Raw genomic sequence first — 16,242 nt, 5'->3', positions numbered from 1 at the left:
GCCGTTACTCGACCGGGCCGGACAGGCCGAATTCCGCGAGCGTGCTGATGATCACATCACGCAACCACGGCTTGGAGTTCTCCGCGCCGGGTTTGTAGGCGACGACGCTGAGCGCGATCGTGCCGTTGAGGCGCAGGGCCACCACGGTGAGCAGGCCACCACGCTTTTCCAGCGAGTGCCGGGTGATGGTGCGGTCCACGCCGCGGAAGAACATGTATTCGGCCGGGGTGCCGTCGGCCAGGGCGACGTCGGGGGGCAGCTCGCCCATGTTCGAGCATGACACCGGCATATCCGCGGAGAACCCGAACACCACATCGGCCACCGCGTGCACGGCGCGTTTGGGCACCCACGGGACCAGCGGCAGCAGCTGCAACGTCTCGTCCGGCACCTCGCGGGCCGCGGTGATGCCCGCCTTCAGTGCCGCACGGGCGTGGGACAGGTCGGTGGTCACCTTGGTCGGGTCGACGACGATATCGGCCAGTTTCACCGCGTTGGCGCGGGTGTCGCCGAACTGCCGGTCGGCCTGCGGCACATTGAGCGTCACCAGACCGTCCTCGACGCGATGCCGGCCCAGCCGTTCGGACAACTTGGCGGCGAAGCCGGCCACCAGCGAATAACTGTTTCCACCAAGACTTTCCGCGCGCGCGTCCCACTCCGCCGTCGGGATGAACACCGAAAGCGCAGGCACCTTCACCAGGTGATCGGGACCCGTCGGCTTCGCCACCCGCACCGCGCCGGACCGGGAGATCTCGTGGCGGCGAGCGTAGGCGAGTTTGGCGGCCGCGACCAGGGTGCGGCCCAGTTCGGGCAGTCCGCGCACCGTGACGCGCAGATCCTCGACGACGGCCTGTCGCCGGGTACGGGCGTGGGGCGGGTTCCAGCCGTGATGCAGCCGGGCCTGGTGCGCCGCCTCCAGCAGTGCGAGCACCCCGGCACTGCCGTCACCGGTGCAGTGCGAGGCCGTCAGCGATACCGCGGTGGAACCGTCGGTCATCGGCAGCACACCGATATGCCAACTCGGACCGTGCTCGGGATCCAGCGGCATCGCCGTCCGTTCGTCGACCCAGTCGCTGAGTTCGGAACGCGGACGTGGTTCGGCGATCTCCAGCTCCTGCTGCGGTCCGTGCACCGTCACCCAGCGGTGCCGCCCGAACGGCAGCGGGGAGGGCTCGATGCGCCGGCCCATCAGCCCATAACCCATGCCGTCGAAGAACTTACGCAGGCCGTCGTAGTCGATGGGATGCTCGTAGATCCAGTTGGCCTGGACCACCGACTCCGCGCCGGTGGCGCGCAGAGCCAGGAACATCACCTGATCGGTGAACGAGAGCACATCGTCTTGTCGTGCGGCATCCGGGTTGCTCGTGGCGTCCGGCGTTGTGGTGGCACGCGTCATCGCACCGTCACCTCCATGAAGAAATGCGGTCAGGCGGTCTTGAGGTCGAGATCGGCCGCATCGGTGTCGGTGAAGGACTCCACCGGAACCAGTCCGTCGATCACCCGCAGGTAGACCTCGCGCATCGACTCGACGTAGCGCAGCACCGACTCCCGGGCGATCGAGTTGTTCGGGAAGGCGACCGTCACCGTCGTCTCCTTCTCCCCCCGGTTCACCCACATGCCGACCTGGTACGCGGACCGGGGATCACTGTAGATCCGGCCGCCCAGGCTCTGGAAGTGCTCGATGACGCCCGGCAGCAGCATGCCGACATCGATGAACGACAACATCGGGGTACCGGGATCCGGCGGACGAACCCCCTCGACCCCTTCTTCGAAAGCCAGTTCCAGGACGCGTTCGAACGGGACGTGCGCCAGATCCATCCCGCCGTCGAACGATGCCTGTGCCGCCAGCGCGGTATCCCCGAACGAGGTGATGTCCACCGGGACCGCGATCGGCACCAGGCCGGTGAACCAGCCCGTGGTCATGAAGTCGAGCTGGGTGCGCCGCGTGGTGGTCGGAGTGATCACCGAGTAGGTGTCCTCACCGGTCAGGGCCGCATGCGCCAGGGCGCCGCAGGCGAACACGCCGCCGCTGAACCGCGCACCGGCCGCGGTGCACGCCTTCTCGAACTTGTCGGTCTGGTCCTGATCGAGCAGCTGCAGGGTGATGACGTCACCGGAGTGCGTCACCGACGCGTCGCCCAGCGGCAGCGAGAACCCGGGCAGCGTGCCGCCGTTGAGTTCGAGGAAGTCGATCCACCCGCGCACCTCGTCGGAATCGGTGGTCAGATCGGCGGTGTACTGGCGCTGCGCGATGCAGTACTCCGCGTAGCTGCCCGCCTCGGGAAGCTGCAACGGCGCCTCGCCGCGCACCAGCGCGTCGTACATCATGTGGATCTCGACGAACGCCAACCCGATGAACATCGCATCGGTGTGCACGTGGTCGACGCTGATGTAGATGGTGAAATGGTCGGCCCGCTGGATGACACCGAAGTGGAAGCAGTCCCACTGCCAGGGGTCCGGGGTCGACATCACGTGGTCGCGCCATTCCGCGGCCGCCATCTCGCCGTGCTCGGTGGCCACGAACTTGATATCGCGCGGGTTGGTCACGGTATGCCGGATGATCTCGCCGGTCTCTCCAGCGGAGCCGGCGAACTCGAACCAACTGTGGAACGTGTCATGCCTGCGCAGATAGGCGTTGATCACATGCGTCATCGCGCGCACATCGCACTGCCCGGGCACATCCCAGCCCGGGATGATGAGCCGGGCCATATCGGTGCCCTCGGCCAGATGCTTGCGATAGGCGAGCAGATGCTGTTCCTGCTGATAGCTGGTGGGCACATCGCTGACCGGTGCCTCGCGCACCTTTGCCAGCGACGCCCGCGACGGATGCCAAGAGATCACCACACCTGGTTCACCGATCCACTCTTGTATCGGCTTCATCGCAACCACTTATTGGTCTCCTACCTGGACGACGTCGTCGGACGGGGTGCGCATCGACGCGCTCTCCGTCCTCACGACGGGACCGATACTGGCGAGTCGGGCGCCAAAGCGCCGATGAGACGCTCCGTCAGCGCCCGAACGGTGCTGATATCTGCTGAACCAATACGAATACCTGTTTCCGCCTCGATGCGGGTGCGTACCTCGAGAGTCCCCAGGGAATCGAGACCATATTCAGTCAGCGGGCGGTCGGGATCCACCGCACGCCGCAGAATCAAACTGACCTGCTCGGCGACCATCTTGCGCATCCTGGCCGGCCACTCTTCGCGCGGCAGATCGTGCAGCTCTGCCAGGAACGCACTGCTGGTACCGCCGCTTCGCGGCCCGGTGGACCGGAACGCCTCGGCGAACCGCGTGTTCTGTGCGAACGCGGTGATCCACGACGTCCCCGACAACGAAGCGTAGCCGGTGTAGGCCCGGTCGTGCCGCAGCAGCCGGTCAAAGGCGTACGCACCTTCGTCGGGCCCGATGGCGGCCTCGCCGCTCTCGGATGCCAGGCCGGTGCCGGCGCCGATCTCCGCCCACGGCCCCCACGCGATGGCCGTGGCGGGCAGGCCCTCGCTGCGCCGCCAGTGCGCGAAAGCGTCCAGCCAGCTGTTGGCCGCCGCGTACGCGCCCTGACCGGGCGATCCGACCAGTGCCGCAGCCGACGAGAACATGCAGAACCAGTCGAGTTGCTGCTTGGCCGTCGCGGTGTGCAGATTCCAGGCGCCGTACACCTTGGGTGCCCAGTCGCGTTCGACGAGCTCGTCGGAGATGTTCAGCAGAGCGGCGTCCTCGACGACCGCCGCGCCGTGCAGCACCCCGCGCAGCGGCAGGCCGGTGGCGCAGGCCGCCACCACCAGACGGTCGGCGGTCTCCGGCTCGGCGATGTCACCGAGTGACACCTCCACCTCGGTACCGCCGCGCCGGATCTGGTCGATGACCTCCTGGGCGTGCTGCGACGGCGCGGACCGGCCGTTGAGCACGATCCTGCCCGCTCCCGCGGCACCCAGCTTCTCGGCCAGGAACAGGCCGAGACCGCCCAGACCGCCGGTCACGATGTAGGCGCCGTCGCCGCGCAGGACCTGGGCCTCCTCCGGCGGGACCACCGCCTGGATCTGCCCGCCGTGGGGCATGTCGAGCACGAGCTTGCCGGTGTGCTCGGCCGCACCCATGACGCGGATCGCGGTGGCGCCGTCCTCCAGCGGGTAGTGCGTGGTCTCCGGCAGCGGCAGGACACCGTCGGCGATCTGCTGGTAGCAGACCTCGAGCAGGCGATGCACCGTGTCCGGGTTGGTCAGCGACAGCAACGCGAGGTCGACGGCGTAGAACGACAGGTTGCGCCGGAACGGGAAGAGACCCAACCGGGTGTCGCCGTAGATATCGCGCTTGCCGATCTCGACGAACCGGCCGCCGAACGACAGCAGTTCCAGCCCGGCCCGCTGAGCCGCGCCGGTCAGCGAGTTCAGCACGATGTCCACGCCGTAGCCATCGGTGTCGCGGCGGATCTGTGCGGCGAATTCCGTGCTGCGCGAGTCGTAGACATGCTCGATTCCCATGCCGCGCAACAGTTCCCGACGCGCTTCGCTGCCCGCGGTGGCATAGATCTCCGCACCGGCGGCGCGCGCGATGGCGATGGCGGCCTGGCCGACACCACCGGTGCCCGAGTGGATCAGCACCTTGTCACCGGCGGCGATCCGGGCCAGGTCGTGCAGGCCGTACCAAGCGGTGGCGTGTGCACTCGGCACCGCCGCGGCCCGATTCGTCGGCAGGCCGGGCGGCAGAGTCACGGCCAGGTTGGCGTCGCAGGTGACAAAGGTCGCCCACGTGCCGACGGCGGAGACGCCACCGACCCGGTCGCCCACCTTGTGACCGACCACGCCCGGGCCGACCGCGGTGACGACACCGGCGAAGTCACCGCCGAGCTTGGGCTGGCGGCCCTCGAAGCTCGGGTACCGACCGAAGGCGATCAGCACGTCGGCGAAGTTCAGGTTCGACGCCGTCACCGCGACCTCGATCTGACCGGGCCCGGGAGCGACGCGCTCGAAGGCGGCCAACTCGAGGGTCTCGATATCGCCGGGGGTCCGGATCTGCAGACGGAGTCCGTCGCGGGCCGGGTTCACCACCGTGGTGCGACGCTCCTCGGGACGCAGCGGCCCCGACACCAGACGGGCCACGAACCACTTTCCGCCGCGCCACGCCGTCTCGTCCTCATCCGAGCCCGACACCAGCTGCGCCGCCACCGGGGTGGCATCGGTGTAGTCGTCGACGTCGATCTGGGTGACCCGCAGCTGCGGGTGTTCGGTACCGATCACCCGCACCAGGCCACGCAGCCCGGCCTCGTCCAGGTTGGCGGAGTCGTCGGGCAGCACCGTCTGCGCGTTGCGCGTGACGACGTGCAGGCGCGGCGCCTGACCGGGCACCTCGGGCAGCTCCCTGGCGATGTGCACCAGGTGCCGGACGGTGTCCCCGCCGCGTATCCCGGACTGCTGATCGGTGACGCCACGCCGCGGCGGGGTCACCACCAGCACATCGCCGAAGACGTTGGAGGCCAGCAGTTCACGCAGCCGCACGGCCTGGGCGTCATGGTCGGAATGCTGCGGCCACACCATCGTGGTGACGTCCACACCGTGCGCCTTGATGGCGTCCGCCAGTTTGGTGGCCAGCAGGTCCGCCGCATCCGAGGTGCTGATCAGCAGCCAGCTGCCCGGATTCGCGTATTCCACCTCGGGCAGCTCCTGCTGGCCCCACTCGATGGTCAGCAAGCGGTCGTTGAAGGTGCGCTCCAGCCGGCCGGTGTCCGACACACCGCTACCCAGCCGCAGTCCGGTGACCGCGAGCAGGACGTTGCCGTCTTCGTCCAGCAGATCCAGATCCACCTCGACCGTCGCGGCCGTGACACTGGTCAGCCGGGCATGGCAGTAGTGCACATTGCGCGTCGAACCGTAGCTGCGGAGCTTGGCGACACCCATCGGCAGCAGCAGCGAACCGAAGGCGTCACCGAAGATCGCGGGATGGGCGCCGACCGCCTGGAAGCAGGCGTCGAGCAGCGCGGGATGCACGCCGTAGGCGGCCTGCTGGGACCGGATCGACCCGGGCAGCGACACCTCCGCGAGCACCGAGTCGTCCGGCCCGCTCTCACCGTCGTTGACATTGACCGCCACCAGACCCGCGAACGCAGGTCCGTACTGGATACCGCGCTGGCTGTACCAGACCCGCAGCTCGGCCCCGTCCAGACGCTTCGGGTGAGCGGCCAGCAGCGCGTCGATGTCACGGCCGGCAGGCACCTCGGCGTCACCGGCGCGCAGCGCGGCGGCCGCCCGCTGCACCTTCTCACCCTGGTGGTAGGTCTCGACCTGGAAGTCGGCCGCGCCCGGCGCGGAGACGGTGGAAGCCGCCGACACCACTGTGTGGTCTTCCAGCAGCAGCATCTCGTCGAAGCTGATGTCGTGCACCTCGGCGCCGTCGCCGAGCACCGTCGCGGCGGCCGCCAGGGCCATCTCGCAGTAGGCGGCACCCGGGAGTGCGGCGACGTTGTGCACCTGGTGGTCGCCCAACCACGGCTGGGTGTCGGTGCCCACATCGGACTGCCAGGCGTGCCGCTCCGGCTCTTCCGGCAGCCGCACATGGGCGCCCAGCAGGGGGTGCACCGACAGCGTGGCACCGCCCGGGGGCAGCTCGTTCGGATCGCGCACCAGCATCAGCGGACGCCGGGTCCACGTCGGCAGCGGAGCATCGACGAGGCGACCGGTCGGGTACAGCACCGAGAAGTCGACCTCGGCCCCGGCGTTGTGCAGATCGGCCACCACGCCCAGCAGCCCGTGCGGGAGCTCCTGTTGACGGCGGACGCTGGCCAGCGCCGCAAAGGTGATGTCCAGCGAGCGGGCCGTCTGGTCGACCGCGTGGGTCAGCAGCGGATGCGGGGACAGCTCGTTGAACACCCGGTAGCCGTCCTCCAGCGCGGCCTGCACCGCCGCGGCGAAGCGCACGGTGTGGCGCAGGTTGTCCACCCAGTAGTCGGCATCCCAGTCCACCAGGTCGCGCGGGTCGTACATGGTCGCCGAGTAGTACGGGACGCTCGGGTCGCCCGGGTCCAGGTCCGCGAGGGCATCGGCGAGGTCGTCGAGGATCGGGTCCACCTGCGGGGTGTGCGAGGCGACGTCCACGGCCACCTCACGTGCCATGATCTCGCGGCGTTCCCACTCGGCCACCAGCTCGAGGACGGACTCCTTGGCACCGCCGACGACGGTCGACGTCGGCGAGGCCACCACGGCCAGGACGACATCGTTGACACCGCGGGCCTGCAGTTCGGAGAGCACCTGCTTGGCGGGCAGTTCCACCGAAGCCATCGCTCCGGTGCCGGCCACCCGGCTCATCAGCTGCGAGCGGCGGCAGATGACCTTGACGGCGTCTTCGAGGGACAGCACGTCGGCCGCGACCGCGGCGGCGATCTCACCCATCGAGTGCCCGATCACCGCACCGGGGGTCACCCCGTAAGCCTTCAGGGTGGCCACCAGGGCGACCTGTACCGCGAAGACGGTGGGCTGGACCTTGCCGATCCCGGTGACGGTCTCGGGCACGGACATCGCCTCGGTGACTGAGAAGCCGGACTCCTCGGCGATCAAGGGCTCCAAAGCGGCGATGGTGGCCGCGAACACCGGTTCGGTGGCCAGCAGGCCGGCGCCCATGCCGGCCCACTGCGAACCCTGTCCGGAGAACACCCAGACCGGGCCGCGGTCATCGGCCCCGACGGCGGCCTCGTAGGGCGCTCCGCCGTCGGCGACCTCGCGCAGCGCGGTGATCAGCGACTCGGTGGAATCGGCCACCACCGTCGTGCGCACCGACCGGTGCGAGCGGCGACGGGCCAGGGTGTAGCCCAGATCGTGCAGATCCACATCCGGGTGGGCGGCGACCCAGTCGGCGAGCCGGCCCGCGGTGCGCCGCAGTTCGTCGGCCGAGGTGGACGACAGCGCGAACAGAAGGGAACCCGGTTCGCCGTCGGCGGCGGGTACGTCAGCGGCCTGCGGCGCCTGCTCCAGCACGGCGTGCGCGTTGGATCCGGAGATCCCGTACGCCGACACCGCCGCCCGGCGCGGACGGTCGCCCTTATCCGGGAACGGGGTGGTCTCGGTGGGGACGAAGAATTCGGTGCCGAGGCGTTCCATCTCCTCGGGCATCCGGGTGAAGTGCAGGTTCGGCGGAATGACGCCGTGCTGCAGCGCCAGCACGCTCTTGATCACACTCACCACGCCCGACGCGGACTGGCTGTGGCCGAAGTTCGTCTTCAACGAGCCGATCGCGATGGGTCCGGTACCGCCGTAGACGTCGGCCAGGCTCTTGAACTCGATCGGGTCGCCCACCGGCGTCCCGGTGCCGTGGGCCTCGACGAAGCCGACGGTGCCCGGGTCGATCGCGCCGGAGTCCAGGGCCGCCCGGTAGACGGCCGTCTGGGATTCGTTGGAGGGCGTCAGGATGTTGACGGTGTGACCGTCCTGGTTGGCGGCGGTGCCCCGGACGACGGCCAGGATGCGGTCGCCGTCGCGTTCGGCGTCCGACAGCCGCTTCAGCAGCAGGACGGCGCTCGCTTCGGCGAAGACGAAACCGTCGGCGTTCTCGTCGAAGGCCCGGCACCGTCCGGTTCCGGACAGCATGCCCTGCGCGGACGCCGAGGCGTACTTGCGCGGGTCGAGGATGATGTGGGCGCCGCCGGCCAGCACCAGGTCGCTCTCGCCGATGTGCAGACTGCGCGTGGCCATGTGCAGTGCCAGCAGACCCGAGGAGCATGCCGAGTCGACGGTGAACGCCGGGCCGCGCAACCCCATGTGGTAGGCCACCCGGCCGGACGCCATGGAGTAGTTGTTGTGGGTGAAGCCGTACGGCCCCTCGATGGCGTGCGCATCGGCGGCGATCAGTTGGTAGTCATTGGTCGTCAGACCCATGAACACACCGGTCAGCGAGCCGTCCAGGGTCGCGGGATCGATACCGGCGTGCTCCACCGCCTCCCATGCGGTTTCCAGCAGGAGGCGATGCTGCGGATCGGCTGCGGTCGCCTCCCGGTCGCCGATGCCGAAGAAGTCGGCATCGAAGCCCGCGACATCGTCGAGGAACGCGCCCCACTTGGAGACCGAGCGCCCGGGGACCCCGACCTCGGGGTCGTAGTGCTCTTCGGCATCCCAGCGTTCGAGCGGAACAGTGGTGACGTAATCGTCGCCGCGCAGCAGCGCCTGCCACATCTGCTCGGGTGAGTCGATTCCGCCAGGCAACCGAACCGCCATACCGATGACGGCGACAGCTGTGACAGGTGTCTCAACCACGTGGTTACAACCTCTTTCGGACGGTAATTCTCAAAGACGAGCGAGCAACAGATACGGCTCTTGGACCCATGTGTGCCTCATGTGCGCCGCACTGCGCTGCCCAGATCCTTTCTCCGCCCCAGTGCCGAATCGTGTCGGTGAGTCGGTAGCGTAGCCGTCTCCGTTGACGATGACGTTAAAAACCGAGCAAATCCTCCAAGGACTCTACAGTTTCAAACGCCGCGACGCGCAGGCTACACGAGCAATATCAAGATCGCCTAGCTACTTCCGGATACGCCCGTCACCTGCGCGGAGACGCAGAAATTGACGTTTCAGTAAATGTGGCGCACGTCACTTAGTACGGATCGACATTAGCCACGACATACTATAGCTAATAATGGCGGCTAACGTAAATTATTTGCCGCAACATGGCGAGCCGACCACGAACGAGTGTTCACCCACCGCGAAACGCCACCGCAGATGGCACCTAGCAGCAGAAACACGAGTAACATCCGCCCCAGGCGCGCGCCACGCCACGGACCGTGCCGGCCCGGCGGTTATCTCGGTCACGGCGGATGGCAACTCACCAGTAGGTAACGAATATCGAAGGGTGACGACACCCAGGAAACCTCGTGAGGTCCGGAAGTGACGTCGGCCACCGACGCCTTGGCGCACACGCGCCACCAGGTGACCCACAGGGCCCCAGCAATACTCGGCCGCGATCTTACTGAACAGTTACTTTCACGCCCAGGCAAAATTTGGAGCGGCCGCGCAGACCGTCTAGCCGACCGCCGAGGCGGGGCAGGCGAAAGGCGTGCCGAACTGCGGAATCGCGGCAAAACCCCGGTTGCGTGCCTGCGCGGCCGCCCGCCGGATCAACGCAGCGGTGGCCACGAATCCGGCCTGATCGGCGACCAGCATCGGCGTCAGCAGGCGGTTGTGGACGTACCCGATGGCGAGCCCGGAAGTGGGATCGGCCCAGCCCAGCGAGCCGCCCAGACCGACATGGCCGAATCCGGGAAGCACTCCGGGAATAGGCAGGCCGTGGTAGCCCAGATGAAAGGACATCGGCATGAGCATGGCGCCGTCGGGATGCAGGCTGGGCGGCCCGGTGAGGCCCTTCACCAACGCGGGCGACAGAAACCGCGTCCCGTCGAGCTCACCGCCGTTGGCGATGGCTCCGTACACACGGGCGAGCGCACGTGCGGTGACCACCCCGTTGGCCGACGCCATCTCACTGTCCAACAGTGGCATGTCCCCCTGCACCATCGACCGCATCCCCGGGAAGTACATGGCACCGAAGCCACCGGACAGGGGCAGGGCGGCGATATGCGGCGCGACCGCGTTGAAGATCGGGTTCTCCCACACACCCTGGGGCCCGATGATCCGCGCCGGCTGCGTCGGCGCCGCGGCGGGCGGACGGCCCAGATACACCCCGTCGACACCCAGCGGGGCGGCCAGCTCGGAGCGGAACAGCTCACGCAGGCCGCTGCCGGTGACCCCGCGGGCCAAACCGGCCAGCAGCCAGCCGTAGGTGAGCGCGTGATAGGCCGGTCGCCCGTGGAACAGGCCCGGCCGCGCGGCCGCGACGCGCGCCTCCATCAGCTCGTGGTCGAGCAGTTCGGCACTGGTGACGGAGCCCAGCTGTGACAGCCCGGCCCGGTGCCGCATGACATCGCGGACGGTGATCGCGGCTTTACCGTTGGCCGCGAACTCCGGCCAGTATTCGGCGACGGGCGCGTCGTAGTCCATGAGACCGCGATCGACGAGCCGGTGGATGACGGTCGAGGCCAGACCCTTGGTGGCCGAGAACACCATCGCACCGGTGTCGGCCGTCCAGGCGTGGTGACCCCGGCGGTCGGACCAGCCGGTCCACACATCGACGACCGGAACCCCGTCCAGGTAGACCGACAGTGCGCCACCACCGAAGTGGCGGTGTCCGAACAATTGGCCGAAGGCCCGCACCACGCAGGCGAAGCTGGGGTCGGCGGCCCCGTGCACCCGGTCCGACAGCACGGCGCCGTCGACATCGCGCAGGGGCGCCACACTGCGCCCACCGTCTGTTGCATCCGTCACAGCTAACTAATTTACTCGCATGCATAGCTAACTATCGAGAGGTGTTACCTATCCGTGAGGTCGTGCACATTCCGCACCCGCCCACGGTTTCCGGCCAGTCCCGGCCGGGCCCGGGTCGCCCCGTCGCGACATCCCGGATAGCGCGAAATGAATTGGGGCACAACATCTTTGATTTCCCAAAGCGAACACCCGTGGCCGCACCGACGGTCGGCCAGTCCCCCGGGCCGCCCGACGGCGAACGCCGGTGACGGGCGAACTCACCGTGCGGATTCGGCCTTGTTCACGATTGCCCGCATTCGGATCCGGGCGTCCGCGATTTGCTCGCGCGCAGTGATGATCGGGCGCTCGATCGAGGTCTGCTCCGCTAGCTGAGCAGCCACATAGGTCTCGACCGATTCGACGGAGGAGTCCGAATCCAGCGGCACCGAGATACCGCCTGCCCGCACGGTGCGCACCGGCTTCTCCGTGGTCCAGTTCGAGATCGCCACCGGGACGGCGCCCTCGGTGGCCCCGATGATCAGCGCGTGCGCGCGGTCACTGGCGACGATGGCGGACTGGCGATGCAGCGCACGCACCTGATGCTCCCACTCGGCGTGGCTCTGGTCCTCGAACAGCACGGGTTCGGTACCCGGGTGCAGCGTCTGGGCCAGCCGCATCGTGTGCTCGCGATCGCGGCGCACCTGGCTGTACACCTGGAGCGTGAGATCGTGACGATCCGCCAAGCGGTGCAACTGCACGATCTTGTCGCTGGTCAGCTCCCCCCGGTCCCACCGGGTGGTGACGGCGAGGAGTTTGCGCTGCGCCGGGGCGGGCCCGAGCCCGCCGAGTCGCGGATCGGTACCCTCTCCGAACGCCCAGTCCGGCAGCACGTCGCCGACCCCGAAGGACCGTCGGGTGGCCGAGTCCCGCCACGCCACCATGGCCATCGCGCGGCGCGAAACTCGTTCCAGCATCGGGACGGCCACCACATCGCTGACCCGCCGAGTACCGGCTTTCGCCTGCTCGCCCACCGAGGACATCCGCACCCCGGCACCGACCTGCAGCGCGGTGCCACCGCGGACGCGCGGTGCCAGCGCCATCAACAGATTGCCGGCCGCCAGCATGCGCTTACCGAACTTGGGATAGACGATCTCGCCGGCCGGCAGCACGATGATGGTGCGTTTGGCGAAGACCCGGGTCGAGGCACCCTTGAGCCAGTCGATCGTCCGGTCGTAGAGGATCTCGTCACCGCGCAGGCCCAGTGCGCTCAGATATCCCTCGTCATTCGACTCCCCGGGTTCGCGCCGCCCCACGTGGACGTGCAGCTCGACCCCGTCCATTTCCTGAAAACTGCGTAGCAGACCACGCCGCAGGATGGAATCTCCGATGTTGTCGTTCTGTCCCCAGGTGGAAAGGAAGATTTGGGTCAACGCCTGGAACCTCCGAGGGATAACGACCGTGGACAGCTGCGGGTCACCATATTGCCGTGGACGTCAAACATTTGCATGCGCTTAGCCAAAGAAAGCAATCGTTGCTGGCGTCTGCAGTTCTGGCGGTGTGGGGACGTGGATCTCGGCGGCTCTGGGTTTGCTGTCCCTGCACCTGATGGCTCATTTGCCGGAACAGGCAGAAGTTCGTTACCACCGGCGCTCGAATCCTATACCCGCAGTAGCCGATGGCGCCGACCGAGAAGCCTTGGCCGCGAACCCGAATCAGGCCCGCGGCCCGTCGGCGGCGTCCAGGATCTCCTGCGCCGCCAGCGTCGGGGTCAGCTCGCCGTCGCGCACCCGACGTTCGATCTCGGCACGCGATCGGCGGACCGCCGGGTGTGACAGCACGCGGTCCAGGACGGCATCGCGCACCATCGCCCAGGTCCAGTCGACCTGCTGAGCGCGGCGACGGGCCTCGAACTCCCCCGCCTGCCTGAGCGCGCTGCCGTGTGCCTCCACGGTGTCCCACAGCTGCGCCAGGCCGTCCCCGGTCAGCGCACTCATGGTGAGAACCGGCGGGCGCCAGAGCGTTTCGCGCGGATAGATGAGGCGAAGAGCGGCGGTCAGTTCGCGCGCGGCCGCGGCGGCTTCCACGGCGTGCTTACCGTCCGCCTTGTTCACCACCACCACGTCGGCGAGCTCCAGGACGCCCTTCTTGATGCCCTGCAGCTGATCGCCGGTGCGCGCCAGCGTGAGGAAGACGAAGGTGTCGACCATATTGGCCACCGTCACCTCGGACTGGCCCACCCCGACCGTCTCGACCAGGATCACGTCGAACCCGGCCGCTTCCAGCAGCACGATGGTCTCCCGGGTGGCCCGGGCCACCCCGCCCAGCGTGCCCGAGGTCGGCGAGGGCCGGATGTAGGCGTCGGGGTGCACGGCCAGCCGGGCCATTCGCGTCTTGTCCCCGAGAATCGACCCGCCGGTGCGGGTGGACGACGGGTCGACGGCCAGCACGGCGACGCGGTGCCCACGCTCGATGAGGTGCATGCCCAGCGCCTCGATGGTGGTCGACTTCCCCACCCCGGGTACACCGGTGATACCCACGTGCAACGCCTTACCGGCGTCGGGCATCAGCTCCAGCAGCAGCTGCTGGGCCTGTTCGCGGTGATCGGCGCGGGTCGATTCGACCAGGGTGATCGCCCGCGCGAGGGCGGCGCGATCGCCCCCGCGGATGGCCGCTGCGAGTGCTTCGGTGTCGGCTACCACTAGCTCAGCTGGTAACCCAACCGCTCGGCGAGCTTGCCGAGCAGCCCGATCGCCGCCTCGGCGATGACGGTGCCGGGCGGGAAGATCGCCGTCGCGCCCGCGGCGTACAGCTCGTCGAAGTCCCCGGGCGGGATGACCCCACCGACCACGATCATGATGTCGGGCCGGCCCACCGCGGCCAGCGCGTCGCGCAGCGCGGGCACCAATGTCAGGTGCCCGGCCGCCAGCGACGACACCCCGACGACGTGCACGTCGTTGTCGGCGGCCTGCTGGGCCACCTCCTCCGGGGTGGAGAACAACGAGCCGACGTCCACGTCGAAGCCGATATCGGCGAACGCGGTGGCGATCACCTTCTGGCCGCGGTCGTGACCGTCCTGGCCCATCTTGGCCACCAGGATGCGCGGCCGGCGGCCGTCGGCCTCGGCGAACTTCTCGACCAATTCCGTTGCACTGGTCACGTTCCCGCTGCCCCCCACTTCATCGCGGTAGACGCCGGAGATGGTGCGGATCTCGGCCCGGTGCCGGCCGTACACCTGCTCCAGCGCATCGGAGATCTCGCCGAGAGTCGCCTGCGCCCGGGCTGCGTTGATGGCCAGGGCCAGCAGGTTGTTGCCCAGCCCGTCCTCGCCGGCGATACCCGAAGCGCCTGCGGCACGGGTCAGTTCGGCCAGTGCGGCCTGGGTGGCGACCTCGTCTCTTTCCGCGCGGAGTTGCTCCAATTTGGCCAGCTGCTCGGCCCGCACCCGACTGTTCTCGACCTTGAGGACCTCGATCTCCTGGTCCTCGGCGACCTGGTACTTGTTCACACCGATCAGGGGCTGTGCACCGGAGTCGATCCGGGCCTGGGTGCGGGCGGCCGCCTCTTCGATGCGCAGCTTCGGGATGCCCTCGCCGATCGCCTGCGCCATCCCGCCGTGCTCGGCCACCTCGGCGATGTGTGCGCGCGCCTTCTCGGCCAGCTGATGGGTGAGCCACTCGACGTAGTACGAACCACCCCACGGGTCGATCGGACGGGTGGTGCCAGACTCCTGCTGCAGCACCAGCTGGGTGTTGCGGGCGATCCGGGCCGAGAAGTCGGTCGGCAGTGCCAGCGCCTCGTCGAGGGCGTTGGTGTGCAGCGACTGGGTGTGCCCCTGGGTCGCGGCCATCGCCTCGATACAGGTGCGGGCGACATTGTTGAACGGATCCTGGGCGGTCAGCGACCAGCCCGAGGTCTGCGAATGAGTGCGCAGGGAAAGCGATTTCGAGCTCTTGGGGTCGAACTGCGAGACCAGCTCGCTCCACAGCAGCCGGCCCGCGCGCAGCTTGGCGACCTCCATGAAGAAGTTCATCCCGATACCCCAGAAGAAGGACAGCCGGGGTGCGAACTTGTCGATGTCCAGGCCGGCGTCCAGACCCGCCTTGAGGTACTCGACACCGTCGGCCAGCGTGTAGGCCAGCTCCAGATCGGCCGTGGCCCCGGCCTCCTGGATGTGATAGCCCGAGATCGAGATGCTGTTGAACTTCGGCATCTTGGCGCTGGTGTAACCGAAGATGTCGGAGATGATCCGCATGGACGGCGTGGGTGGATAGATGTAGGTGTTGCGGACCATGAACTCTTTGAGGATGTCGTTCTGGATGGTCCCGGCCAGCTTCTCCGGCGGCACCCCCTGCTCCTCGGCCGCCACCACGTACAGCGCCAGGATCGGCAGCACCGCACCGTTCATCGTCATCGACACCGAGACCGCACCCAGGTCGATCCCGTCGAAGAGCTGGCGCATGTCCAGGATCGAGTCGATCGCCACCCCGGCCATCCCGACGTCGCCGGCCACCCGGGGATGGTCGGAGTCGTACCCGCGGTGGGTGGCCAGGTCGAAGGCCACCGACAGGCCCTTCTGGCCGGCGGCCAGGTTGCGGCGATAGAACGCGTTGGATTCGGCGGCGGTGGAGAACCCGGCGTACTGCCGGACGGTCCACGGCTGGTTGACGTACATCGTGGGGTAGGGCCCCCGGATGAACGGCGGTTCGCCCGGGAAGCTGTCCAGCGGGTAGCCGGCGGCGGTCGCCGTGGCCCGGTCTTCGGCGGTGTACACCGGCTTGACCTCGATACCCTCCGGGGTCGCCCAGACGAGCTGCTCAGCGGTGTAACCATGTGCCGCGGCCGCCGCGGCGGTGAGATCGGCGACGGCTTCCGCGGTGGGTGCGGCCGGGGCGCCGTCACCGTGCAGGGGTACGTCGGCGAAGGTCGGGATTCCGGTGGCAGCCGGAGCCGCTCCGGCGGCGACATTGGATACAGTCAC

General features: G+C 68.3%; 7 protein-coding genes. All 7 read right to left on the bottom strand.

Features of this window, described 5'->3' with window-relative positions; all coding sequences use genetic code 11:
• Positions 1–4: 4 nt before the first annotated feature.
• Positions 5–1,393, bottom strand: coding sequence for a hypothetical protein (locus FHU31_RS14695; RefSeq protein ID WP_167159373.1), 1,389 nt, complete (start codon positions 1,391–1,393; stop codon positions 5–7).
• A 29-nt stretch (positions 1,394–1,422) separates the two neighbouring features.
• A complete protein-coding gene (locus FHU31_RS14690; protein WP_167159371.1) occupies positions 1,423–2,886 on the bottom strand; it encodes a condensation domain-containing protein in 1,464 nt (487 codons plus the stop codon).
• Between the two features lie 62 nt (positions 2,887–2,948).
• Complete coding sequence (gene pks2, locus FHU31_RS14685) at positions 2,949–9,230, bottom strand: sulfolipid-1 biosynthesis phthioceranic/hydroxyphthioceranic acid synthase (RefSeq protein WP_167159369.1); 6,282 nt, start codon at positions 9,228–9,230, stop codon at positions 2,949–2,951.
• Between the two features lie 759 nt (positions 9,231–9,989).
• Complete coding sequence (lipL, locus tag FHU31_RS14680) at positions 9,990–11,285, bottom strand: esterase/beta-lactamase LipL (protein WP_409371234.1); 1,296 nt, start codon at positions 11,283–11,285, stop codon at positions 9,990–9,992.
• Between the two features lie 257 nt (positions 11,286–11,542).
• Positions 11,543–12,694 (bottom strand): polysaccharide pyruvyl transferase family protein, encoded by a 1,152-nt coding sequence (locus FHU31_RS14675; protein ID WP_167159367.1) that lies wholly within the window; start codon positions 12,692–12,694, stop codon positions 11,543–11,545.
• 282 nt (positions 12,695–12,976) lie between these two features.
• On the bottom strand, positions 12,977–13,963 hold the full coding sequence (meaB, locus tag FHU31_RS14670) for a methylmalonyl Co-A mutase-associated GTPase MeaB (RefSeq protein WP_167159365.1): 987 nt from the start codon (positions 13,961–13,963) through the stop codon (positions 12,977–12,979).
• Positions 13,963–16,242, bottom strand: a complete 2,280-nt coding sequence (scpA, locus tag FHU31_RS14665; protein ID WP_167159363.1) for a methylmalonyl-CoA mutase — start codon at positions 16,240–16,242, stop codon at positions 13,963–13,965. Before scpA ends, meaB begins: the two co-directional genes overlap by 1 nt.

The organism is Mycolicibacterium fluoranthenivorans (genome assembly GCF_011758805.1).
Lineage (GTDB): Bacteria > Actinomycetota > Actinomycetes > Mycobacteriales > Mycobacteriaceae > Mycobacterium > Mycobacterium fluoranthenivorans.
Note: the sequence above shows the minus strand (reverse complement) of the source record. Positions and strands in the feature narration are given on the sequence as shown.

Coding starts and splice junctions, on each gene's coding strand:
- FHU31_RS14695 (WP_167159373.1), bottom strand. CDS start 1,393: ATGACGCGTGCCACCACAACGCCGGACGCCACGAGCAACCCGGATGCC.